Raw genomic sequence first — 20,523 nt, forward strand, 5'->3', positions numbered from 1 at the left:
TCATTACATATTACTTAATTTTCAACATTAATATTTATATTTACAAATTAAATAAGTAACAGCTTTTATAATTATTGCACTAGCCATAATTATTACAAGTGATAGATCAGTAGTAATGTCAATAATTTTACCATTTATCAGAAACTCAAATATACAAATACCTGCAAAAAGTATATTGTAACTAATACTTGATGATTTTTCATTTATTAATATCTTTCTTTCGTCCTCATATCTTTCTGATAGGTTATCTTGTGTTGTTTTCAATAAATATATAAAGTATAAAAGTGATAATATACCTATACAAAACATAATCAAATAACCATTCTTTTGGGTAACAAAATCAAAAATTCCTATACCTATAAAAAATATTGCCCATACTCCAGCACCTATAATTATGGAGTCAGTTTTCTTTTTATTTTCCATTTCAATAGACCTCCTATTCAAAAATAAATATTTCTTCAATTATTTTATTAAATACCTTTGATATTTTGTAAGCAAGCATAATTGAAGGGTTATATTTTCCTTTTTCAAGTGATATTATAGTTTGTCTTGAAGTTTCTAATAAATTTGCTAAATCCTCTTGTGTTAAATTTTTCTCTTCTCTTAATTCTTTTATGCGATTTTTCATATCTGTACCTCTTTTAATGTAAAATAAACTTTACATTAAAACTATATATTAAAATGCAATAAATGTAAAGTGTATTTTACAAAGTCTTTTAGTAGTAAATTTAAAAATACACAAAAATATACTTATGCATGTACTTAACTGAGATTGAAGAGAAATTAATGGAGAGCAGTCTTATTGAAGAAATGAAGTGAGAAATTATTTATTTATAATAGTGAACCCAGCAGAGAATATAAATTTTTCTGCTGGGTTCACTTTTATAACTTAAGCTTTGATACTGTTACATCTTTATTCTTTAGCATTACAATTTTTGTTATACATTTGTAGCTTTCTTTTTAAAGACGCACGTACTATTAGACTTAAGATATCCAGTACAAGAGATACATTTTGCAGGTTCTAAGTCCCTAGATTGCCAACGATTAATCAAATCACTTTCATATATGAACGCACGGCAAAGAGCAAAACAATCAATGTTATTTTCATTTAAGATTTTAGTCATAGTTTCTATATCGCGATATCCACCTACCACTTTGTAAGCAGGCAATTTGCGCTCTGCTGTTACACAAAAAGGTAGAAGCTCAGCTATTAAAGCAATACGCTACTTTATAATAATTTTTTCATTAAAATCAGAAATTAAATATTGTTTTGAGCATTTTTTTACAAAGTCTTCAAAATTATCTGCCTTAGTTGAAATAATTTCAGTAAATTTTAAATCATTAATATAAAACTTAGTATATTTTTCTAATGAAAACTTAGGAGCCTTAGCGATATCGACAATTTCATCTTCGATGCCTTCAAGTTGTAATTTGACTAAATCTATATCTAAGTTCTCATTAAATAAATGGACTCTATCCCAATTTTGGGTTGAAATTAAAGCAGTTTCTTTTGTATCTCTATTAAATAATAAAATAGCTAATGTTATGCAGTCCTTTGAAACCAAAGATGGATGATGGCATAAAATAGAATAATCAATATTAAACATGAAATCACTCCCTAATAATTAGTATTTAGAATTAAATCTGAATAGTAGTCAATATGCTCCATTCTATACAATAAATATTGAATTAATGCCTTTAATTCATTTTTATTATGTTCAAATACTTCAGGGATTTTATCAACGATACTTTCCAAAAAGTCTTTTGTTAAATTTTCTTTGAAGTAATCTACTGTTTCTTTCATAACATTAAGGTCAAGATTTAAGACTGATTTGAATTTTGCATAGTGGTACCAATTATCAGCCATTATAGCAGAATCTTTAAAATCTTCATCTATAATTTTATATTCAAGTGCGTGGGTATTCCATAACGCTTCTAGATTAAAAGTATGACTATGATCTATAATGTATAGTTGTCTATTGGATTTTGAAAGTGAAATAAGAAGATTACCCTTATTTCTATCTTTATTATAAATTAAATGATCAAATAACATTAATTTAGGCAATAACCATTCATAATTACTTGCAAGTTGCAGCATTTTGGTTGAGGTTACTACGGTAACAGGTTCTAAAAATTCTGAACAAAAAGCTAATCCAAAACAGGAATCAGAAAAGTCCTCTAGCTCTAATACTTTTTTAGATATTACTGTATTTTCATCTATAATCCCTAATTTGGCATCAGGAATTGGAAAGTTTAATTTTTTAGCTATGTAATGACAAACCAATTCATTTATTAAAGTTTTATTTCCTTCAATATTATTGAAGGTTTTTATAATATAATTTTTATTATTAACAACTCCAAGTATAGGAATAGTAGCTCCATTGCCTATTGGATATAATAATTCATCTACATGATACGTGTCCAACTTTTAATCCTCCTATACATAGTCCGATAATTCTAGTTAAAAGATAAGTGTGTTAATTATATCATATTTAATGCAACATTAGAGAGTGTGGCGAATATAATAAATATGGATTAGAAATGATTAATATATGAAGTTTAGTGTTTACTTTAGATATAATATGCAAAGGTATGCTAGGCTGCGTATTATAAATAATAGATCAAAGACAGTAAAAAATGTATATGGGGGTAATTTTCATGATAAAAGATAAATTCGATAAAAATAAGGATAGAGACAGTGTAGGTATTGACTTTGTTTTTGATAATAATGGAGACTATATTTATACAGATAGTGAATATGGCTTTGGTAAAAAAGTAAATATTCGCGGAAAGATTACAACTCCAGAAGATGGAATTTATTCTGCAGAGATTATATCTTCAGATGGCGGCGGCGGTAAATGGGATAAAGTTAGAGCCAATGAAGAAGTAACCTGTGTTATAAATACAAGTATTCTCCATAAGACAACTGTTACAGTTAAGATACATTCAAACAAGCCTAACTGTAATGGACATACTGTCATAGATTATTTTTTAGGATAATTAATAAATATAAAATAATGTAGCACGGATACTTACTATATTGTAGTAAGTATCCGTGCTATTATAATTTAATGATTAAGCATATATAATATATTTGCAATAAAGTGTTGATATATAGGTACACAATTATGTAATATTATAATAAATAAGACATAAGCTAAGGTATGCGTTAAAAATAAACATATAAAATATAATAACTTATGCGAAAGGTGGAATAATTGTGTCAAAACTTTTTTCAAAATTTAAGCTTAAGGATTTAGAATTAAAAAATAGAATTGCAATGGCACCTATGTGTATGTATACTGCTAAAGATGATGGATTAGCTACAGAGTGGCATAAGATACATTATGCTACAAGGGCAATTGGCGGAGTCGGTCTTATAATACAAGAAGCTACTGGAGTTGAGAGAAGAGGGAGAATAACTGATAAAGATTTGGGAATATGGGATGATTCTCAAATTAAAAACTTAAAAGAAATAGTTAATACTTGTAAAAATTATGGAGCTGTCATGGGAATACAGTTAGGACATGCAGGAAGAAAATGCGAAATTAAAAGCTTAGAAACAATAGCTCCAAGTGCAATAGCATTTAATGATGAGTATAAGATTCCAAAAGAAATGACTAAAGATGATATCAAGGTAGTAATAGAAGCTTTTAAAATAGCTGCAAAAAGATGCCTGGAAATAGGATATGATATTATAGAGATTCACGGTGCTCATGGGTATTTAATTAATCAATTCTTATCACCACTTTCAAACAAGAGAAGTGATGAATATGGTGGAAATACAGAAAATAGAGCAAGATTTTTAAAAGAAATTATAAAGGCAGTTAGGGAAGTATGGCCTAAGGAAAAGGCTATAATACTTAGAGTAAGTGCAGAGGATTATGTTGAAGAAGGAAATCATCCAGAGGAATTAGCACAAATAATTAACTTGGTTAAGGATGAAGGTATAGATATAATAAATGTTAGTTCAGGGGCAGTTGTTCCAGCAAGAATAAAGGCATATCCTGGATATCAAATAAAATTTGCTGAGATAATAAGAGAAAAGACAGGACTTCCTGTAATTGCTGGAGGCCTTATAACAACAGCAGAGATGGCAGAGGAAATATTACAAAATAACAGAGCGGATATGATATTTTTAGGAAGAGTGCTATTAAGAAATCCATATTGGCCACTAAATGCAGATTATGAATTGGATAATGAAACAATCTGGCCTAAGCAATATGAAAGAGGAAAAATATGATTTTGAATTGTTGACTATTTTTTTTAGCTAATAGATAATGGTAAATATATAAAGAGGTTGTAAATATGTACTAAGTATTGGGGGAGACGTTGCATGATCGGACAAAAAATCAGAGAAAGAAGACAACAACTTGGATTAAGTCTTAAAGAGTTAGCAGAGAAAACAGATTTAACATCAGGATTTTTAAGTCAAATAGAAAGAGATTTATCAGAGCCTTCGATTTCATCACTGCGTAAGATTTCTGAAGTTTTAGGTGTAGCTGTATTTTATTTTTTAGTAGATGATAAAGGTAAAAATCCGGTAGTAAAGAGAAATGAACGAAAGAAAATAAGATTCTCCGAATCTCATATGACTTACGAGTTATTATCTCCAGATATGGATAGACAGATGGAGATGTTTATGGCTAAATTAGAACCAGGAGCTATGACTTGTAGTGAACCGCTGACTCATCCAGGTGAAGAAGTAACTTATGTTCTTAAGGGAAAGATGTGGATAAAGATAGGTGAAGACGAATATACACTTGAGCAGGGTGATACAATATACTATTTTGGAACAACTCCTCATCAGATAATAAATACTGGAGATGAAGAAATGATATTTATTTCAACTATAACTCCTCCTCAATTTTAAAAATAGATAACAATTAAGAGTTCATTGACAATATTATTTGTTAGTGATATTATACTTATATTAAATAAGTTTAGTCATACTAAATTTATAAGTGGCAACGAGGTCATCGCTATTTTATTAGTGATGACCTTTTTTGCATAAAGGAAATTATAAAATTTTCTAGAGATTTAAGGTCTATGAAAGAAAATAGTTAGGCTGATTGACCTGCTATTTTTTAGATAATGCCTAATGTCATGTTGATTAAATATAAGTAAAAAAGAATGAATAAATTGATAGTGAGAAATGTACAATTGACAGTGTAGAGAAAAAAGCTTACAGCTTTTCTTAAAGTGTATTCTTAGAAATTCAATGAAGAATTTTAGAGGTATATGAGAGAAAATAATAAGTTTAAATATGCTGAGGGAATTTTGGATAATGTATTATCTTAAATTGTACATTGAAAACTGTAAGTTTAAGTGCAAGTATTTATGTATTAAAAGTAGAGGAGAAAGTCAGAATGAGTGAGGAATTTAAGAATGTTAGTCAGGAGAGAAAAAAAGGAAAGAAGACATCGTTGGAATTTTTAAACATTGATGCAGCTAGGAAGGCACAGAAATTTCATAAGAGTTTTAATAATTATAGTATTACACCTCTAACAGAGCTTAAAAATTTGGCAGATACTATAGGAGTAAACAATATATATGTAAAGGACGAATCATATAGATTTGGGTTAAATGCTTTTAAGGTATTAGGTGGAAGTTATGCAATAGGAAATTATATTGCGGAAAAATTAGGACAAGATATAGATGAACTTCCATATGAAAAAATGATTTCAGATGAGGTGAAAAGAAAACTTGGAGATATAACCTTTATTACTGCGACAGATGGAAATCATGGTAGAGGAGTGGCATGGACAGCAAATCGATTAAAGCAAAAATCTATTGTTTATATGCCGAAGGGAAGTTCTTTAGAGAGACTAAATAACATAAAGGCAGAAGGTGCAGAAGCTGCAATAACTGATATGAATTATGATGAGGCAGTAAGATTTTCAAATGAATTAGCAGAGAAAAATGGCTGGGTAATGGTTCAGGATACGGCGTGGGAAGGATATGAGAAGATTCCAACTTGGATAATGCAGGGATATACCACAATGGCATACGAAGTATATATGCAGCTGCAGGAAATGAAAGCAGAAATGCCAACACATATCTTTTTACAGGCAGGGGTTGGAGCTTTTGCAGGTGCTGTTCAAGGATTTTTTGCTAGTGTTTATGGAGAAAACAGGCCAATAACGACAATAGTAGAACCTAATAAGGCTGATTGCATTTATAAGACAGCAGAGAAAAATGATGGAGAGCTTCATTTTGTAACAGGTGATATGGATACAATAATGGCAGGGCTTGCCTGCGGAGAACCTTGCAGCATAGGATATAAAGTTCTTAGAGACTATAGTGATAATTTTGTGTCATGCCCAGATTTTATTACTGCAAAAGGGATGAGAACAATGGGAAATCCAGTTGGAGATGATAAAAAAATAATCTCAGGGGAAAGCGGAGCAGTGACATTAGGGTTTGTAGCTGAAATTATGGAAAATCCAGATTTACAGTGGTTAAAAGATAAATTGAAACTTGATAAAAATTCAAGAATTCTCTGCTTCAGCACTGAAGGAAATACAGATAAAGAAAGTTATAGAGACATAGTCTGGAATGGAAAGTACCCAAGTTATAGATAAATAACATTGAGTTTAGAGTTATTTGGTGGGCAGCCGAAATTTCATATATTTTTGTTCCAGAGGACTTATGAAATTTTCGTTGGAAGGGTTCTAAACTTGAGCATGCATCCATTTCAGCATGTTCCTAAAACAAGTTTAGGACAAGCAGTAAATGGAACAAGCTCCAATTAAGAACCTTCAACAGCTCAATTTCAAATGCCTCTTTTACAAAAATGTATGAAATTTCTAGTGCAATACACAAAAAAACAAAAAGTAAAGTTATATATTACTTCTATTAAGAGCTCAATAATCTTTAAATTAAATAAAGTCACAACATCTATGTTATAATTCTAATTCAAATTGAAGGAAGAGCACAAATAGCAACAATAAAGAAAAGTTAAAAAATTTTCGTACCTAAATGTAAACTGCAAACTGTGAACTGACTAAGGGGGGGAGAGTATGAGAGACCTAGAAAAGAATATAAAAATATTAAAAGGAAATATTATATATACTGAAAATAGTGATTCGTTTAATGTGGTTGAAAAGGGATTTATTATAGTTAAGGATGGCATTATTGATGGTACTTATGAAAAATTGCCTGAGGAATTTAAAGATGTGCAAGTTGAAGATTATGGAGATAAATTAATAATTCCGGGATTTATAGACTTGCATACCCATGCTTCTCAATTTGCTATAAAAGGAATTGGATACGATAAGGAGCTTTTGCCTTGGCTTGAAACCTATACTTTCCCAGAAGAAGCAAAATTCATAGATAAGGTCTATGCTGAAAAGGTGTATAAAGAATTTGTTGATGAATTATATGAAGAAGGAACTACAAGAGCAGTTATTTTTGCAACTATTCATTCTGAATCTACAGAGATTTTGATGAAACTCCTTGAAGAAAAAGGAATAGAAGCCTATGTTGGAAAAGTGAATATGGATAGAAATTGTCCAGAGTCGCTAAAGGAAAATAGTGATGAATCTGTTGAAGCTACTATAAAGTGGATAGAGAATTCCAGCAAGAAGTATAAGTATGTAAAACCAATAATTACTCCTAGATTTGTTCCGAGCTGTACAGGCCATTTAATGAAAGAATTAGGAAGTATAGCAGTAAGTAAATCTATGCCGGTACAATCACATTTATCTGAAAATTTATCAGAGATTGAGTGGGTAAAAGAATTGCATCCTGAATGTAAAAATTATGGTGAGGTTTATGATAAGTTTAATCTCTTTGGGCAGACCAAAACAATAATGGCTCACTGTGTATATTTAACAGAGGATGAGATAAATGCAATTGAGGATAATAATGTAACTATAGCACATTGTCCAACTTCTAATGTAAATATATCTAGTGGAATAGCACCTATAAATACATTGCTTAGGAAGAAAAAAGTTAAAATCGGACTCGGCTCAGATATAGCTGGAGGAGAAAGCTTAAGCCTGCTTTCTGTTATGAAATCAGCAGTTAGTTTGTCAAAAATGAGGGCTGTATGCTTTAAGGAAGAAGAAAAAGCGTTAACACTTCCAGAGGTTTTTTACTTGGCAACGAAAGGCGGAGGAAGCTTTTTTGGGAATGTTGGAAGTTTTGAAAAGAGTTATGAATTTGATGCGTTAATAATAGATGATGACAGCTTATGGAAGGTTAATAAAGGAAATATAGAAGAAAGATTAGAAAAGTTAGTTTATTTAGGTGATAAGAGAAACATAATTAAAAGGTATGTATGTGGAAGAGAAATATAGGAAAGAGGTAGTTTTATATGGATAAGGAGAAAAAAGAAAAGCTAATAAAGCTTTGTCAGGATGTTATAAAGATAGAAAGTTATTCTGGAAATGAAGGAAATGTAGTTAAATGCATTGAAGAAAACATGAAAAATGCAGGTTTTGATGAAGTTATTGTAGATAAATATGGAAGCATAGTTGGAAAAATAAAAGGAAATAGACCAGGTAATAAAGTACTTTTCGATGCTCATATAGATACAGTTCCAGTGGGAAATTTGGAAGAATGGAAGCATGATCCTTTTGGAGCGGAGATATGTGATGACAAGATTTATGGAAGAGGTACTTCAGATATGAAGGGCTCTTTATCAGCTATGATAACAGCAGCAGAATATTTTACGAAGGACACTAATAGAGAATTTCCAGGGGAAATATATATTGCAGGAGTTGTTCATGAAGAGTGCTTTGAAGGAGTTGCAGCAAGGAATATAAGTGAGCTTGTTAAACCTAACTATGTGGTTATAGGTGAAGCTTCGGAGTTAAATTTAAAAATAGGACAACGCGGGCGCGCTGAAATTGTAGTAGAGACCTTTGGCGTTCCAGCTCATTCTGCTAATCCGGAAAAGGGAATTAATGCAGTTTATAGTATGGCTAAAGTCATAAATAAGCTTCAGGAAATCCAATATGAGGAAGATGAATTTTTAGGAAAAGGAATTTTAGAGCTTACTGATATCAAATCTTCACCTTATCCAGGAGCATCAGTTGTTCCAAGCTATTGTAAGGTGACTTATGATAGAAGATTATTAGTTGGAGAGACTAAAGAAGGTGTTTTAGAACCTATTGTAAAATTACTTGAAGAGCTGAAAAAGGAATTCCCTAATATAGATTACAAAGTTTCTTATGCTAAGGGAACTGAAAAATGTCATACAGGAGAATTCATTGAAGGAGAAAGATTTTTCCCAGCCTGGTGCTATAAAGAGGAGGAAACTTTCGTACAAAAAACCTTTGAAGGTTTAAAAAATATAGGATTAGATTCTAAGATAACTAACTATTCCTTCTGCACTAATGGAAGCCACTACGCAGGAGAAGCTAATATAAAGACTATAGGCTTTGGTCCATCAAAAGAAAATATAGCCCATACTATAGATGAATATATTGAAATAGAGCAGCTTGCAGGTGCATGTGAGGGCTATTACAAAATAATGGAGACATTATTAGGCTTAGAATCATAAGCCTTAGGGGAATGGTTTCATGACATTTTGTGCTTCGAGAAAGGAAGGGTTATAAAAATGCAGTGGATGATAAGTAATGGAACTATAGTTGATGGAAGTAAAAAGCAGGCGTATGTTGGAGATATTATAATAGAAGATTCTGTAATTAAAGAAATCGGAGAGTTAAGTAATAAAAAAGAAGAAATGAAGTATATACTAGATGCTAAAGGGCAGGTTGTAGCACCAGGATTTATTGATACTCACAGTCATTCTGACCTGAAGATACTAAGTGACAGAGACATTAGACCTAAAATATATCAGGGAATAACCACTGAGGTTTTAGGGCAGGATGGTATATCAATGGCACCTTTACCTAAGAAATATATTAAGGACTGGAGAAAAAATTTAAGCGGACTTGAAGGGGACAGCGATGATATTTCATGGAATTATGAAACTGTTACGGATTATTTTCATGAAATTGAAACTAAAGGTCTCACATCTAATATATGTTATCTTGTTCCTCATGGTAATATCAGAATGGAAGCAATGGGGCTTTCAGCTGATAAAGCAGGTAAAGAGGAGCTTGAAAACATGAAGAGGATTTTAAGAAGAGAGCTTGAAGCAGGGGCAGCTGGATTATCTTCAGGTCTCATATATATTCCATGTGCTTATGGTGATACAGAAGAATTAATTGAACTTTGCAAGGTGGTTGCAGAATATAATAAGATTTTCGTGGTACATCAGAGAAGCGAAGCAAATGAAATCATAGATTCTATGAAAGAGATAATCAGAATAGGAAGAGAAAGTAAAGTGAAAATACACTTTTCTCATTTTAAGATATGTGGGAAGAATAACTGGGATAAAGCAGAGGAAATAATTTCACTTATGGAAGAAGCAGAGAAAGACGGCGTTAAGATATCCTTTGATCAATATCCTTATGAAGCTGGAAGCACTATGTTAAGTGTTATAATTCCACCTTGGGTTCACAGCGGTGGAACTAACAAAATGCTTGAGAGAATCAAATCAGAAGAGTTGAGACCTAAGATAATAGAAGAAATCTACGAGACTAACTGCAACTGGGATAATTTCGTTGAATTTGCAGGCATTGATGGAATATACATTACTTCAGTAAAAACTGATAAAAACAAAAATGTGATAGGCAAGAACTTAAAAGAACTAGGTGAAATGAGAGGAAAAGATCCAGTAGAAGCAACTTTAGATTTATTGATTGAGGAAGAAAATGCTGTAGGTATGATTGATTATTATGGTTCTGAGGAACTTGTAATTAAATTCATGAAGAGAAAAGAACAAAATTTTTGTACAGATGGATTGCTTGGAGGGAAGCCGCACCCAAGAGTATATGGTGCTTTTCCAAGAGGTCTTGGAAGATATGTAAGAGAACTTAAAGCCCTATCCTTAGAAGAAGCAGTGTATAAAATGACTTATAAGGCTGCAGAGACAATTGGAATAAAAGATAGAGGATATATTTCACCAGGCTTTAAAGCAGATATAGTCATTTTTAATAAAGACGAGATAATAGATAAGGGAACGTTCATAGAACCAGAACAATATCCAGAAGGTATATCTTATGTGATTGTGAATGGAAATATTGTTATAAAAAATGGTGAATACTCACAAGGAAATTATGGAACACTTATAAAGCAAATAAATGAAAACTAGTAAATTGGCACAAAACATGAGGAAAGAAGAATTTATATGGGTGTAGATGGAGTTATACTTGCAGCTGGATATTCAAGCAGGGCTAATGCCTTTAAAATGGAACTGGAAATTAATAAAAAGGCGATATTACAAAGGTGCATAGAGTCTTTATATGATGAATGCGATAAAATAATAGTAGTCAGCGGCTACAAAAACGAAAAGATAAACAAGTTAGTTGAAGGCTATGCTAAGGTAAAAGTAGTATATAATGAAGAATTTCATAAAGGAATGTTTAGCTCTGTAAAAAAGGGAATACGAAGTGTTACTCAGGATAGATTTTTGCTTACTCCTGGAGATTATCCGTTAATAAGTAAAGAGGTAGTTAAAAAAATAATAAAAGAGAAAAATGACATAGTTATTCCGAGTTATAATAACAAAGGCGGACATCCAATTTTGTTAAGCAGCTCACTTATAAATGATATATTAGCTGAAGATGAAGGTTCTAATTTAAAAATATATTTAAGTAAAAAGAAATGCTCATATTTAAATATAGATGACATAGGAATTTTAATGGATGTTGACACTGATGAGGATTATGAATCTGTAAAAGAAACTCTAATAAAAAAATCATATTGAAAAGATTTTTTAATATTATTGACTTTTGTGTTAATAAAGATATATAATTTTTAATAAAAGTAAAAAAATTAATTTAAATTAAACGGACAAAGAGGTCTTATTTCTGAAATTGGAAATGAGGCCTCTTTTTGCATATACATAGGTATTGGAAATTTCAAGTTACATCATAAAAATTCGAAATTTTGCTGCTTAAAGTCAGTTGAAAATATAGATTAAAAGTAATAAGTTATATTACCAAATATTAAAATTAAATATAGGAAGGAGGAGATATTATTGTTTGATTTAGGAATATTAAATGGACGATTATATTTAAATGGAAGTTTTACTCAAAGTAATCTCTATATAAAAAATGGAGTGATAGATACCATAACAAAATCTGATTTGGAAAGCACAGAAAAATATGATGCAAAAGGGAAAATGGTATTGCCAGGTTTTATAGATGCACATGTACATTTTAATTTAGGAGCTAAAGCCAATGTATCGGAAGATGATTTCTTTAGTGGATCTAAGAAAGCTGCAATGGGAGGAATAACAACATTTATAGATTTTTTAGATCCAATTAAAGATGTTAGTCAATTGGATGAAGCTTTTAATAACAGATATGAACTTGCTAAAAAGAGTGTAATAGATTATGGATTTCATGTGACTCTTGGAAATCCAGAAGGAGAGGTCAGAGATCTTTTAAATAAAAGCTGCCTGCTTGGAATGCCAACTGTAAAACTATTTACAACCTATGCTTCAACTAATAGGCAGACAAAAGATTATTATATCGATGAGCTGCTTAAATATTCTAAACAAGCTAAAGTGAGAATATTAGTTCATGCGGAAAACAATGACATGATAAAAGAGAAAAATGTTTTAGTAAAAGATCATGAAAGTTCAAGACCTGCAATTTCAGAAATTACTGAAGTCTTAAAACTTGCTGAAATGGCACGATATAGGGATGGTCTTCTATATATAGTTCATACTAATTGCGGGACAACCCTTGAAAGAATAAAAGAAATCTATTCTAAGCAATTACATTCATCAATAATATTAGAAAGTGCACCTCATTACTTTAAATTTAATTCCTTATTATATGAAAAAGAAGATGGATATTTATATACTATGACTCCTCCACTAAGAAGTGAAGAAGAGAGAGTAAAGCTGATTAATAACATAGATGCAATTGATGTAATAGGTACGGACCATTGTCCATATCCAAAAAGGTTAAAAAATAAGAAATATACAAGTGAAATTCCTATGGGCATTGATGGAGTGAAATATTCGTTCCTAAATATGTTTACTCTTTTTGGAGAAGATATAATCCCTAAGTTTACAGCAGAGCCTTCAAAAATACATGGCTTATATCCTAAAAAGGGATTATTAATGCCAGGCAGTGATGGAGATATAGTAATCTTTGATCCAAATAAAATAACAAGAGTAGTTGATGATAACTCTGTATATAATGGCGAAGTTTTAAAGGGGGAAATAACTGCAACGATTTCTAAAGGAAAATTCATAGTTAAAGAAGGAAAATTTTTGGGAGGACAAGGTCAATATCTAGCAAGGAGGTTAGAAATATGATTAAGGCGTTAATAAATGCTAGGATATTCAATTATGATTCTTTAAAAGAAAATTCTTATGTGCTGTTTAATAAACAGATAATAGAAATTGGTTCGATGGAAAATTTTAAAGGAGCAGATGAAGTTTTTGATTGTAACAATCAGATTGTAATGCCTGGATTTGTGAATTGTCACAGCCATATATATTCGACTTTTGCTAGAGGCTGGATTACAGAGTTTAATCCTAAAAATTTTGTGGAACTCTTAGAGCAGATGTGGTGGAAGCTAGATGGAGTTCTTGAAGAAAAAGATATTTATTATAGTGGAATTGTAAGTGGAATGGAATTTATAAAAAATGGAATCACAACTGTAGTTGATCATCATGCCAGTGGAAAAATCAGAGGAAGTTTAAATTTATTAAAAAGAGCTCTATGTGATTACTTGGGAATAAGAGGAGTATTCTGTTTTGAGAGTAGTGAAAGATTTCCTATAGATGAATGTATTGAGGAAAATTTAGAGTTTGGCAAAAATATCACAAACATGGAAAGAGGATTGTTTGGAATGCATGCCTGTTTAACCTTAAGTGATGAAGCTTTAAAGAAGATAGCAAAAGAAAGTGAAGGAATGCCAATTCATATACATGTTGCAGAAAGTGATGAAGATAATATAGACAGCATCAAAAAGTATAATAAGACTCCAATTGAAAGATTAGAAGAATATGGACTGCTTAGAGAAAATTCAATTTTATCTCATTGTATATATTTGACGGAGAAAGATATGGATATTCTAGCAAAGCACAAAATCTATGTGGCTTTAAACCCAACTTCTAACCTTAATAATGCAGTAGGACTTGCAGATGTATTAGAGCTTGAAAAGAGAAATATAAAATGCATTTTAGGTAATGATGGATTAGGATTCAATCTAACTAGAGAAATGTTAAATCTATTGTTTGGTATGCATCTAAAATATAAAAGTCCTACAGCATACTCACTGAATAATCTTAAAAAGGTTATAGAAAATAATTATGAATATGCAGGCAAGATTTTAAACTGTAAGCTTGGAAAAATTGAACAAGGATACGAAGCGGATTTTTTAACTTTAGAATATAATGCGCCTACACCAATGAATGAGGATAATCTATTTGGACATTTTTTCTATGGAATGTTGGATAATTTTAAGCCTAAAAATGTCTGGTGCAACGGAAAGATTAAATTAAAAGACTATAAACTATTGGAAGACGAAGAAAAGATATACGCAGAAGCAAGAAAAATAGCTAAAGAAGTTTGGAGTAAGACTCAAAAAAGTACTAAATAACAATTTTGATAATTATGCTCCAGGGATACAAAAGAAAGCAATATGTTTATTGAAGATAAGGAGAAATAATATGAATTTAAATACAAGCCTAAGTGGAATAAATTTTGAAAATCCGCTGATGCCAGCGTCAGGACCATTAGTTGGTGATAGTGAAAAAATGAAGATAATATCAAATTTTGGAGTTGGAGGAATTGTTACAAAAACAATATCCAGCAAAGGTGCAGAAGTAGTTAGACCATGCATATTTGGAGGACAAAACTTCATCATGAATGCTGAATTGTGGTCAGAATATAATCCAGAACTATGGATAGATAAGTTTCTTCCAGAGATAAAGGCAGAAATAAAGAAGCCGTTATTCGTAAGCGTTGGGTATTCAAAAGAGGACATGGATAATCTAATACCTAAACTTGATAAATTTGCAGATGCTTTTGAAATTTCCACTCATTATGTGGGTAAGGATTTAACAACAATAAAAGAAACCTTAATGACCATAAGAAAGCATACGAAGAAGCCAGTTTATATGAAAATGAGTCCTCATATACCAGATCCAGTTGGATTTGCAAAAATGGTCATAGAAAATGGAGGAAATGGAGTTGTAGCTATTAACTCCTTAGGGCCAAGCATGAAGATTGATGCAGCGGCTAGACAGGTTTTGCTAGGGAATAAGGAAGGCGAAGTATGGACTTCAGGACCAGCAATAAAACCAATAGCACTAGCTCTGATTCATAAGATTAAGAAAGCGGTGCCACAATGTGAAATCATAGGGGTTGGAGGAATAGCCAGTGCAGAAGATGTCATAGAATTCTTACTTGCTGGAGCTAGTGCGGTTCAAATGCTATCTGCTGCAATGCTTAAAGGGAAAGATTTATATAAGAAGATAATTGATGAACTTCCAAGTGCATTAGAGAAGTTTGGATTTAACTCTGTAGAGGAAGTGCTAAATACTGAATTGCAAACTGGTAATGTAAAATACGACCCTATTTATCCAACAATTAATTATGATAAATGTGTTAATTGTAAATTATGTGAAAATGCCTGTCCATATTTTGCAATCAGTACTCAGGAAAATAAAGTAACGGTAGATACAAGTAAATGTTTTGGTTGCGGACTATGTGAATCAAGATGTCCAAAGAAGGCAATTCAAAATGTGTTTTAAGGGTTAATTGCAAATTATAAAGGTATAAGAGTATAAGGCACAATAAAATAAATGATTTTTGTGAGAAATTCCGTAAAGAAATTTCATCATTAACTGTTAATTGTCAATTGCTAATTGGAGGATTTGGCTTATGGATGATATAAGAAAGTCAGTTATAAAAGCTGATCATAAAATTAAGGTGGATGGAAGTGCTAAATATATAGCAGATATTAAATTTAAAGACAGTTTATATGCCAAAACATTGCGTTCAGAAAAAGCTAAAGCAGTCATAAAGAATATCATTATTCCAGAATTAAAGGATGGATATTATATTGTTGAGGCAAAAGACGTCCCAGGAGTAAATAAGGTAAAGATAATTCAAAATGATATGCCGGTTTTTTCAGATAAAGAAGTGAATTATATAGGGGAGCCTATACTTTTAGTAGTAGGTCCTGAACTTGAAGAAATAATTAATGTTTTAAAAGCTATTAAGGTTGAATATGAAGAAGTCACTCCTGTTTTTGATATGAAAAATTCTAAAGACATAATTGATAAGTATGAATATGAAAAGGGAGATATAGAAGAAGTAATTAAAGAGTCTTCAAGAATTATTGAAGAAGAATTTTATACAGGATACCAAGAACAAGCTTATTTAGAGACTCAAGGATTAGTAGGAACTTATGAAGATGGAAAGATTTCTGTGTATGGGACTATGCAATGTCCATATTATGTTAAGGGAGCAGTGGTACAAGCATTAGGCTGCGAAGAAGATATGGCTAGAATTGTTCAAACTACAACTGGAGGCGGGTTTGGAGGTAAGGAAGATTATCCTTCTCTACTAGGAGCACAAGTTGCAGTAGCTGCTTATAAAATTAAAAAGCCGGTGAGATTAATTTTAGATAGAATTGAGGATATGTCATTTACTACCAAAAGGCATCCGGCATTGTTAACTTATAAAACAGTTTTTGATAAAGATAATAAAATAATTGGAATGGATGTAGAGATCATATTAAATGGTGGCGCTTATGCGACAGTATCTGGAGTTGTACTGCAAAGGGCTTTGTTAGCTGCAATAGGAGTTTATAAAATACCAAATGTCAGGGTTAAGGGACGTGTAGTTAGAACTAATACTGTACCTACAGGAGCCTTCAGGGGCTTTGGAGGTCCACAGAGCATCTTTGGAATTGAAACACATATGGCTCATATAGCAAAAGAAATAGGATGTACACCATTGGAATTAAAGCATAAGTATTTTGTAAAAACTGGTGATGACACATGTACAGGTGGAAAATTTACTTATGACGTGAAGCTTGAAGAAATGCTTCAAAAAGCTGAGAGGTTAAGCGGCTTTAGCCAAAAGTATGAAAAGTATTCTAAAGAGCAGGGCATTATGAGAAAAGGAATTGGAATGTCAGTATTTTTGCATGGCTGTGGTTTTACTGGAAGTGGCGAAAGAGACTTTATTAAAGCTAAAGTTAAACTTTTAAAGCACAAGAATGATGATGTAGAAATTTTAGTAGCTAATACAGATATGGGACAAGGGCTTCAAACTACTTTTAAGAAAATTGTAGCAAAAGTACTTAACCTTGATTACCAGAAAATAATATACGAGAATCCCGATACAGATAGAGTTCCAGATTCAGGCCCAACAGTAGCTTCACGATCAATTATGGTAGTTGGGAAATTGCTTGAGAGAGCGGCAATAAGGCTTAAGGAAAGCTGGATTCGAGGAGAAGAACAGTTAATAGAAGAAAATTATAAACATCCAGATTTAATACCTTGGAATATTACGAAATTTAATGGAGATGCATATCCTAGCTATTCATGGGGAATAAATGTGGTAGAAGTTCAAGTTAATACTATAACTGCTGTTACAGAGGTTATAGGAATATACACAGTATTTGATGTTGGAATTCCAATTGATGAGACCATAATGGAAGGTCAGATACAAGGTGGAGTTATACAAGGACTTGGGTATGGTTCTTGTGAAAACATGGAATGTGACGAAACAGGAAAGATAAAGCAGCACAGTATAACGGATTATATTATTCCAACTGCTAAAGATGTTGTAAATGTTAAAAATGAATTAGTAGATAATCCTTGTGATCTTGGACCATTTGGGGCTAAAGGAGCAGGAGAATTGACATTGGTAGGAACAGCACCAGCTTATGCAAATGCAATTGAAAATGCCTTAGGAGTAAAGGTTAATAGATTACCTGTAACTCCAGAATGGATAATGGAGGCGATAACAAATGGGTAAAGCAATTACTTTGAAAATAAATAATAAGACCATTACTACAGAGGAAGCTAATACTAAAAGACTCTTAGACTTCTTAAGAGAAGACTTAGATATAACAGGACCTAAAGAAGGCTGTGGAGAAGGTGAATGTGGGGCTTGTGCTGTAATCATAGATAAGGAATTAGTTAATTCCTGTCTAGTTACGATTGGTTCTGTTCAAGGGAAAGAAATTATAACTATTGAAGGCCTGGCAGGAACAAAACAGTTTGAAGTATTAGAGAAATGCTTTGCAGAAGCAGGAGCAGTACAATGTGGATTTTGTACACCAGGAATGATAATGGCAGCACATGCATTATTGTCTAAGCTTCCTAAGCCAACAGAAGCTGACGTAAGAGAAGGCATATCAGGAAATCTATGCAGATGTACAGGTTATAACATGATAATAAATGGAATACTTATGGCAGCCGAGAGAGGTGATGGCTTATGGTAGAAGGATATTATCCACGCACTTTTAAAGAAGCATTAGAAATACTGAAGGAGAAAGACGTGATGATTTACGCTGGTGGAACTGATCTAATGGTTAGGAACAAAAACACTGCGTCGCTTCTTCCAAAATTCAATAAAGACCTGCTTTATATAGGAAATTTAGAAAAATTAAAGGAAGTTAAAAAATCAGCGTCAGCTGTAGAAATAGGAACAGCATGTACATTATCCTCTCTTTTAAGAGAGGAGGAAGTTCCAGAAATATTAAAAGAAGCTATAAGACAGATAGCATCACCAGCCATAAGAAACATGGGAACTATTGGGGGAAATATATGTAATGCATCTCCTGCTGGAGATACTCTGCCAATCCTATATGCGTTGGATGCAAAACTTAAGTTAACTAGTGAAAGTTCTTCAAGAAAAGTTAATATAGAAGATTTTATATTAGGACCAAGGAAGATTGCTCTTAATAAAGATGAGCTTTTGGAAAGCATAATCATACCAAAGTTGGAGTTTAATAAAACTCATTATGAAAAGGTTGGAGCTAGAAAAGCTTCAGCCATATCAAAATTATCCTTTGTAGGACTTGCAAAAATAGAGGACAAAAAAATAAGAGATATAAGGATTGCGCTGGGATCAGTAAGTGCAACAGTAGTTAGAGTTAAAGATGCAGAAAAATTAATGCTAGGAAATGATTTAAAGGAAATACAAGTGAAATTGGATGAGATAATAAAAGCTTACTCAGAAAAAGTGACTCCTATTAGTGATCAAAGATCTACAGCAGCTTATAGAAAGAAAGTAGCATTAAGGCTTATTCAATATTTTTTAACATAAATACAAAATCAAATAAATTTAAAGGGGGAAATATTTATGAATAAGAGTATCAAAAGAAAATTATTTAAAATACTTAGTGCAGTAGCTTGCTCTACTATGCTGCTAGTTGGATGTGGTTCAACTACACAAGGTGCTAAGGATGATGGAAAGGCGAAGACAGAGGCTTCAGGGGACAAATTAAAAGTAGGCTTCATTTATGTTGGATCAGCTACAGATGGAGGCTATAGCCAGGCACATGATAATGGACGTAAGTATTTAGAACAACAACTTCCTAATGTTGAAACCATAGTTAAAGAATCAGTACCAGAAGGTCAGGAAGTAGAAAAAGTAGCTAATGACATGATTGACCAAGGAGCCAAAATCATTTTCGCAACTTCATTTGGATATGGGGATTACATTTTAAAGGTAGCAAAGGATCATCCAGATGTTAAGTTCTTCCATTGTTCAGGAGTAAAGACTGCTGATAATATGAGCACATACTTTGGTAGAGAATATCAAGGCAGATACCTTACTGGAATTATTGCAGGTATGAAGAGTAAGACAGGCAAAATTGGCTATGTAGCAGCATTTTCAATTCCGGAAGTAGTTAGAGCAGTAAATGCATTTACTCTTGGAGTAAGATCAGTAAACCCTAATGCAGTTGTAAAAGTAACTTGGACTAATACTTGGTATGACCCAGCAAAAGAAAAAGAAGCAGCTGTATCATTACTTGATCAGGGTGTTGATGTGCTTGGACAATATCAAGATACAACAGCGGCTCAGCAGGCAGCTGAAGAAAAAGGTGTAGCATGTATTGGATCTGATTTAGATATGTCAGCGGCAGCACCAAATACCAATATGACAAGTGCTATTTGGAATTGGGGTTCTTATTATGTACAAGCTGTTAAATCAGTAATGGATGGAACATATAAATCAGAAAGTTATTGGGGCGGCATAGATACAGGAATAGTTGATATAGCACCATTAACTAAGAATGCACCAGAAGGAGCACAAGCAAAAGTTGATGAAGCTAAAGCTAAAATGAAAGATAAATCTTGGGATGTATTTACAGGACCTATTAAAGATCAAAGCGGAAATGTAAAAGTAGCTGAAGGGCAAAAGATGACAGATGAGCAATTGTTAAGTTTTGACTGGCTTGTAGAAGGAGTAGATGGTCAAATAAGTAAATAAGGCTGAAATAATAATGAGG

20 protein-coding genes are annotated in these 20,523 nt (G+C 32.1%); 15 read left to right on the plus strand and 5 right to left on the minus strand.

Annotated elements, in window-relative coordinates; translation table 11 throughout:
• Positions 1–27: 27 nt before the first annotated feature.
• The 5 genes from CDLVIII_RS05130 to CDLVIII_RS05150 all read right to left on the minus strand — a co-directional run bounded on the left by CDLVIII_RS05130 (position 28) and on the right by CDLVIII_RS05150 (position 2,425).
• A complete protein-coding gene (locus CDLVIII_RS05130; protein WP_009168366.1) occupies positions 28–423 on the minus strand; it encodes a DUF2178 domain-containing protein in 396 nt (131 codons plus the stop codon).
• A 13-nt stretch (positions 424–436) separates the two neighbouring features.
• Positions 437–628 (minus strand): helix-turn-helix transcriptional regulator, encoded by a 192-nt coding sequence (locus CDLVIII_RS05135; protein WP_009168367.1) that lies wholly within the window; start codon positions 626–628, stop codon positions 437–439.
• Positions 629–938: 310 nt separating this feature from the next.
• Positions 939–1,169, minus strand: a complete 231-nt coding sequence (locus CDLVIII_RS05140) for a hypothetical protein (RefSeq protein ID WP_035301673.1) — start codon at positions 1,167–1,169, stop codon at positions 939–941.
• Positions 1,170–1,223: 54 nt separating this feature from the next.
• A complete protein-coding gene (locus tag CDLVIII_RS05145) occupies positions 1,224–1,607 on the minus strand; it encodes a DUF3037 domain-containing protein (protein ID WP_009168368.1) in 384 nt (127 codons plus the stop codon).
• Positions 1,608–1,618: 11 nt separating this feature from the next.
• Positions 1,619–2,425 (minus strand): HipA family kinase, encoded by an 807-nt coding sequence (locus tag CDLVIII_RS05150; protein WP_009168369.1) that lies wholly within the window; start codon positions 2,423–2,425, stop codon positions 1,619–1,621.
• A 233-nt stretch (positions 2,426–2,658) separates the two neighbouring features.
• On the opposite strand from CDLVIII_RS05150, the gene CDLVIII_RS05155 reads away from it, so the two are divergent.
• The 15 genes from CDLVIII_RS05155 to CDLVIII_RS05225 all read left to right on the plus strand — a co-directional run bounded on the left by CDLVIII_RS05155 (position 2,659) and on the right by CDLVIII_RS05225 (position 20,504).
• Positions 2,659–3,000 carry a hypothetical protein gene (locus CDLVIII_RS05155; protein ID WP_009168370.1) on the plus strand — a complete coding sequence of 114 codons (342 nt, stop codon included), beginning with the start codon at positions 2,659–2,661 and terminating at the stop codon, positions 2,998–3,000.
• 280 nt (positions 3,001–3,280) lie between these two features.
• Positions 3,281–4,243: an NADPH dehydrogenase NamA gene (namA, locus tag CDLVIII_RS05160; protein ID WP_050816309.1), complete on the plus strand. Its 963-nt coding sequence runs from the start codon at positions 3,281–3,283 to the stop codon at positions 4,241–4,243.
• Positions 4,244–4,336: 93 nt separating this feature from the next.
• Positions 4,337–4,873 carry an XRE family transcriptional regulator gene (locus tag CDLVIII_RS05165; protein WP_009168372.1) on the plus strand — a complete coding sequence of 179 codons (537 nt, stop codon included), beginning with the start codon at positions 4,337–4,339 and terminating at the stop codon, positions 4,871–4,873.
• A 496-nt stretch (positions 4,874–5,369) separates the two neighbouring features.
• Positions 5,370–6,584 carry a diaminopropionate ammonia-lyase gene (gene dpaL / locus CDLVIII_RS05170; protein WP_009168373.1) on the plus strand — a complete coding sequence of 405 codons (1,215 nt, stop codon included), beginning with the start codon at positions 5,370–5,372 and terminating at the stop codon, positions 6,582–6,584.
• Between the two features lie 438 nt (positions 6,585–7,022).
• Positions 7,023–8,303: a guanine deaminase gene (gene guaD / locus CDLVIII_RS05175; RefSeq protein ID WP_009168374.1), complete on the plus strand. Its 1,281-nt coding sequence runs from the start codon at positions 7,023–7,025 to the stop codon at positions 8,301–8,303.
• 17 nt (positions 8,304–8,320) lie between these two features.
• On the plus strand, positions 8,321–9,511 hold the full coding sequence (locus CDLVIII_RS05180) for a YgeY family selenium metabolism-linked hydrolase (RefSeq protein ID WP_009168375.1): 1,191 nt from the start codon (positions 8,321–8,323) through the stop codon (positions 9,509–9,511).
• Between the two features lie 57 nt (positions 9,512–9,568).
• A complete protein-coding gene (locus CDLVIII_RS05185) occupies positions 9,569–11,170 on the plus strand; it encodes a D-aminoacylase (protein WP_009168376.1) in 1,602 nt (533 codons plus the stop codon).
• Between the two features lie 36 nt (positions 11,171–11,206).
• Positions 11,207–11,785, plus strand: a complete 579-nt coding sequence (locus tag CDLVIII_RS05190) for a nucleotidyltransferase family protein (protein WP_009168377.1) — start codon at positions 11,207–11,209, stop codon at positions 11,783–11,785.
• Positions 11,786–12,058: 273 nt separating this feature from the next.
• Entirely contained in the window at positions 12,059–13,351 is a 1,293-nt protein-coding gene (locus CDLVIII_RS05195) for an amidohydrolase family protein (RefSeq protein WP_009168378.1), read from the plus strand.
• Positions 13,348–14,643: an amidohydrolase family protein gene (locus tag CDLVIII_RS05200; RefSeq protein ID WP_009168379.1), complete on the plus strand. Its 1,296-nt coding sequence runs from the start codon at positions 13,348–13,350 to the stop codon at positions 14,641–14,643. The genes CDLVIII_RS05195 and CDLVIII_RS05200 overlap by 4 nt, the downstream gene beginning before the upstream one ends.
• Before the next feature lie 70 nt (positions 14,644–14,713).
• Positions 14,714–15,799, plus strand: coding sequence for a 4Fe-4S binding protein (locus CDLVIII_RS05205; RefSeq protein WP_009168380.1), 1,086 nt, complete (start codon positions 14,714–14,716; stop codon positions 15,797–15,799).
• A 130-nt stretch (positions 15,800–15,929) separates the two neighbouring features.
• Positions 15,930–18,038: a xanthine dehydrogenase family protein molybdopterin-binding subunit gene (locus CDLVIII_RS05210; protein ID WP_009168381.1), complete on the plus strand. Its 2,109-nt coding sequence runs from the start codon at positions 15,930–15,932 to the stop codon at positions 18,036–18,038.
• Positions 18,031–18,507, plus strand: a complete 477-nt coding sequence (locus CDLVIII_RS05215) for a (2Fe-2S)-binding protein (protein WP_009168382.1) — start codon at positions 18,031–18,033, stop codon at positions 18,505–18,507. The genes CDLVIII_RS05210 and CDLVIII_RS05215 overlap by 8 nt, the downstream gene beginning before the upstream one ends.
• The gene (locus tag CDLVIII_RS05220; RefSeq protein ID WP_009168383.1) at positions 18,501–19,334 is read left to right on the plus strand and encodes a xanthine dehydrogenase family protein subunit M; all 834 of its coding nucleotides are present in this window, start codon (positions 18,501–18,503) and stop codon (positions 19,332–19,334) included. The genes CDLVIII_RS05215 and CDLVIII_RS05220 overlap by 7 nt, the downstream gene beginning before the upstream one ends.
• A 36-nt stretch (positions 19,335–19,370) precedes the next feature.
• Complete coding sequence (locus CDLVIII_RS05225) at positions 19,371–20,504, plus strand: BMP family ABC transporter substrate-binding protein (protein WP_009168384.1); 1,134 nt, start codon at positions 19,371–19,373, stop codon at positions 20,502–20,504.
• Positions 20,505–20,523: the final 19 nt, after the last annotated feature.

The organism is Clostridium sp. DL-VIII (assembly GCF_000230835.1).
Classification (GTDB): Bacteria; Bacillota; Clostridia; order Clostridiales; family Clostridiaceae; genus Clostridium.

Coding starts and splice junctions, on each gene's coding strand:
- CDLVIII_RS05190 (WP_009168377.1), top strand. CDS start 11,207: ATGGGTGTAGATGGAGTTATACTTGCAGCTGGATATTCAAGCAGGGCT.
- CDLVIII_RS05210 (WP_009168381.1), top strand. CDS start 15,930: ATGGATGATATAAGAAAGTCAGTTATAAAAGCTGATCATAAAATTAAG.
- CDLVIII_RS05220 (WP_009168383.1), top strand. CDS start 18,501: ATGGTAGAAGGATATTATCCACGCACTTTTAAAGAAGCATTAGAAATA.
- dpaL (WP_009168373.1), top strand. CDS start 5,370: ATGAGTGAGGAATTTAAGAATGTTAGTCAGGAGAGAAAAAAAGGAAAG.
- CDLVIII_RS05155 (WP_009168370.1), top strand. CDS start 2,659: ATGATAAAAGATAAATTCGATAAAAATAAGGATAGAGACAGTGTAGGT.
- CDLVIII_RS05185 (WP_009168376.1), top strand. CDS start 9,569: ATGCAGTGGATGATAAGTAATGGAACTATAGTTGATGGAAGTAAAAAG.
- CDLVIII_RS05200 (WP_009168379.1), top strand. CDS start 13,348: ATGATTAAGGCGTTAATAAATGCTAGGATATTCAATTATGATTCTTTA.
- CDLVIII_RS05215 (WP_009168382.1), top strand. CDS start 18,031: ATGGGTAAAGCAATTACTTTGAAAATAAATAATAAGACCATTACTACA.
- CDLVIII_RS05130 (WP_009168366.1), bottom strand. CDS start 423: ATGGAAAATAAAAAGAAAACTGACTCCATAATTATAGGTGCTGGAGTA.
- CDLVIII_RS05225 (WP_009168384.1), top strand. CDS start 19,371: ATGAATAAGAGTATCAAAAGAAAATTATTTAAAATACTTAGTGCAGTA.
- CDLVIII_RS05180 (WP_009168375.1), top strand. CDS start 8,321: ATGGATAAGGAGAAAAAAGAAAAGCTAATAAAGCTTTGTCAGGATGTT.
- namA (WP_050816309.1), top strand. CDS start 3,281: ATGGCACCTATGTGTATGTATACTGCTAAAGATGATGGATTAGCTACA.
- CDLVIII_RS05165 (WP_009168372.1), top strand. CDS start 4,337: ATGATCGGACAAAAAATCAGAGAAAGAAGACAACAACTTGGATTAAGT.
- guaD (WP_009168374.1), top strand. CDS start 7,023: ATGAGAGACCTAGAAAAGAATATAAAAATATTAAAAGGAAATATTATA.
- CDLVIII_RS05145 (WP_009168368.1), bottom strand. CDS start 1,607: ATGTTTAATATTGATTATTCTATTTTATGCCATCATCCATCTTTGGTT.
- CDLVIII_RS05135 (WP_009168367.1), bottom strand. CDS start 628: ATGAAAAATCGCATAAAAGAATTAAGAGAAGAGAAAAATTTAACACAA.
- CDLVIII_RS05205 (WP_009168380.1), top strand. CDS start 14,714: ATGAATTTAAATACAAGCCTAAGTGGAATAAATTTTGAAAATCCGCTG.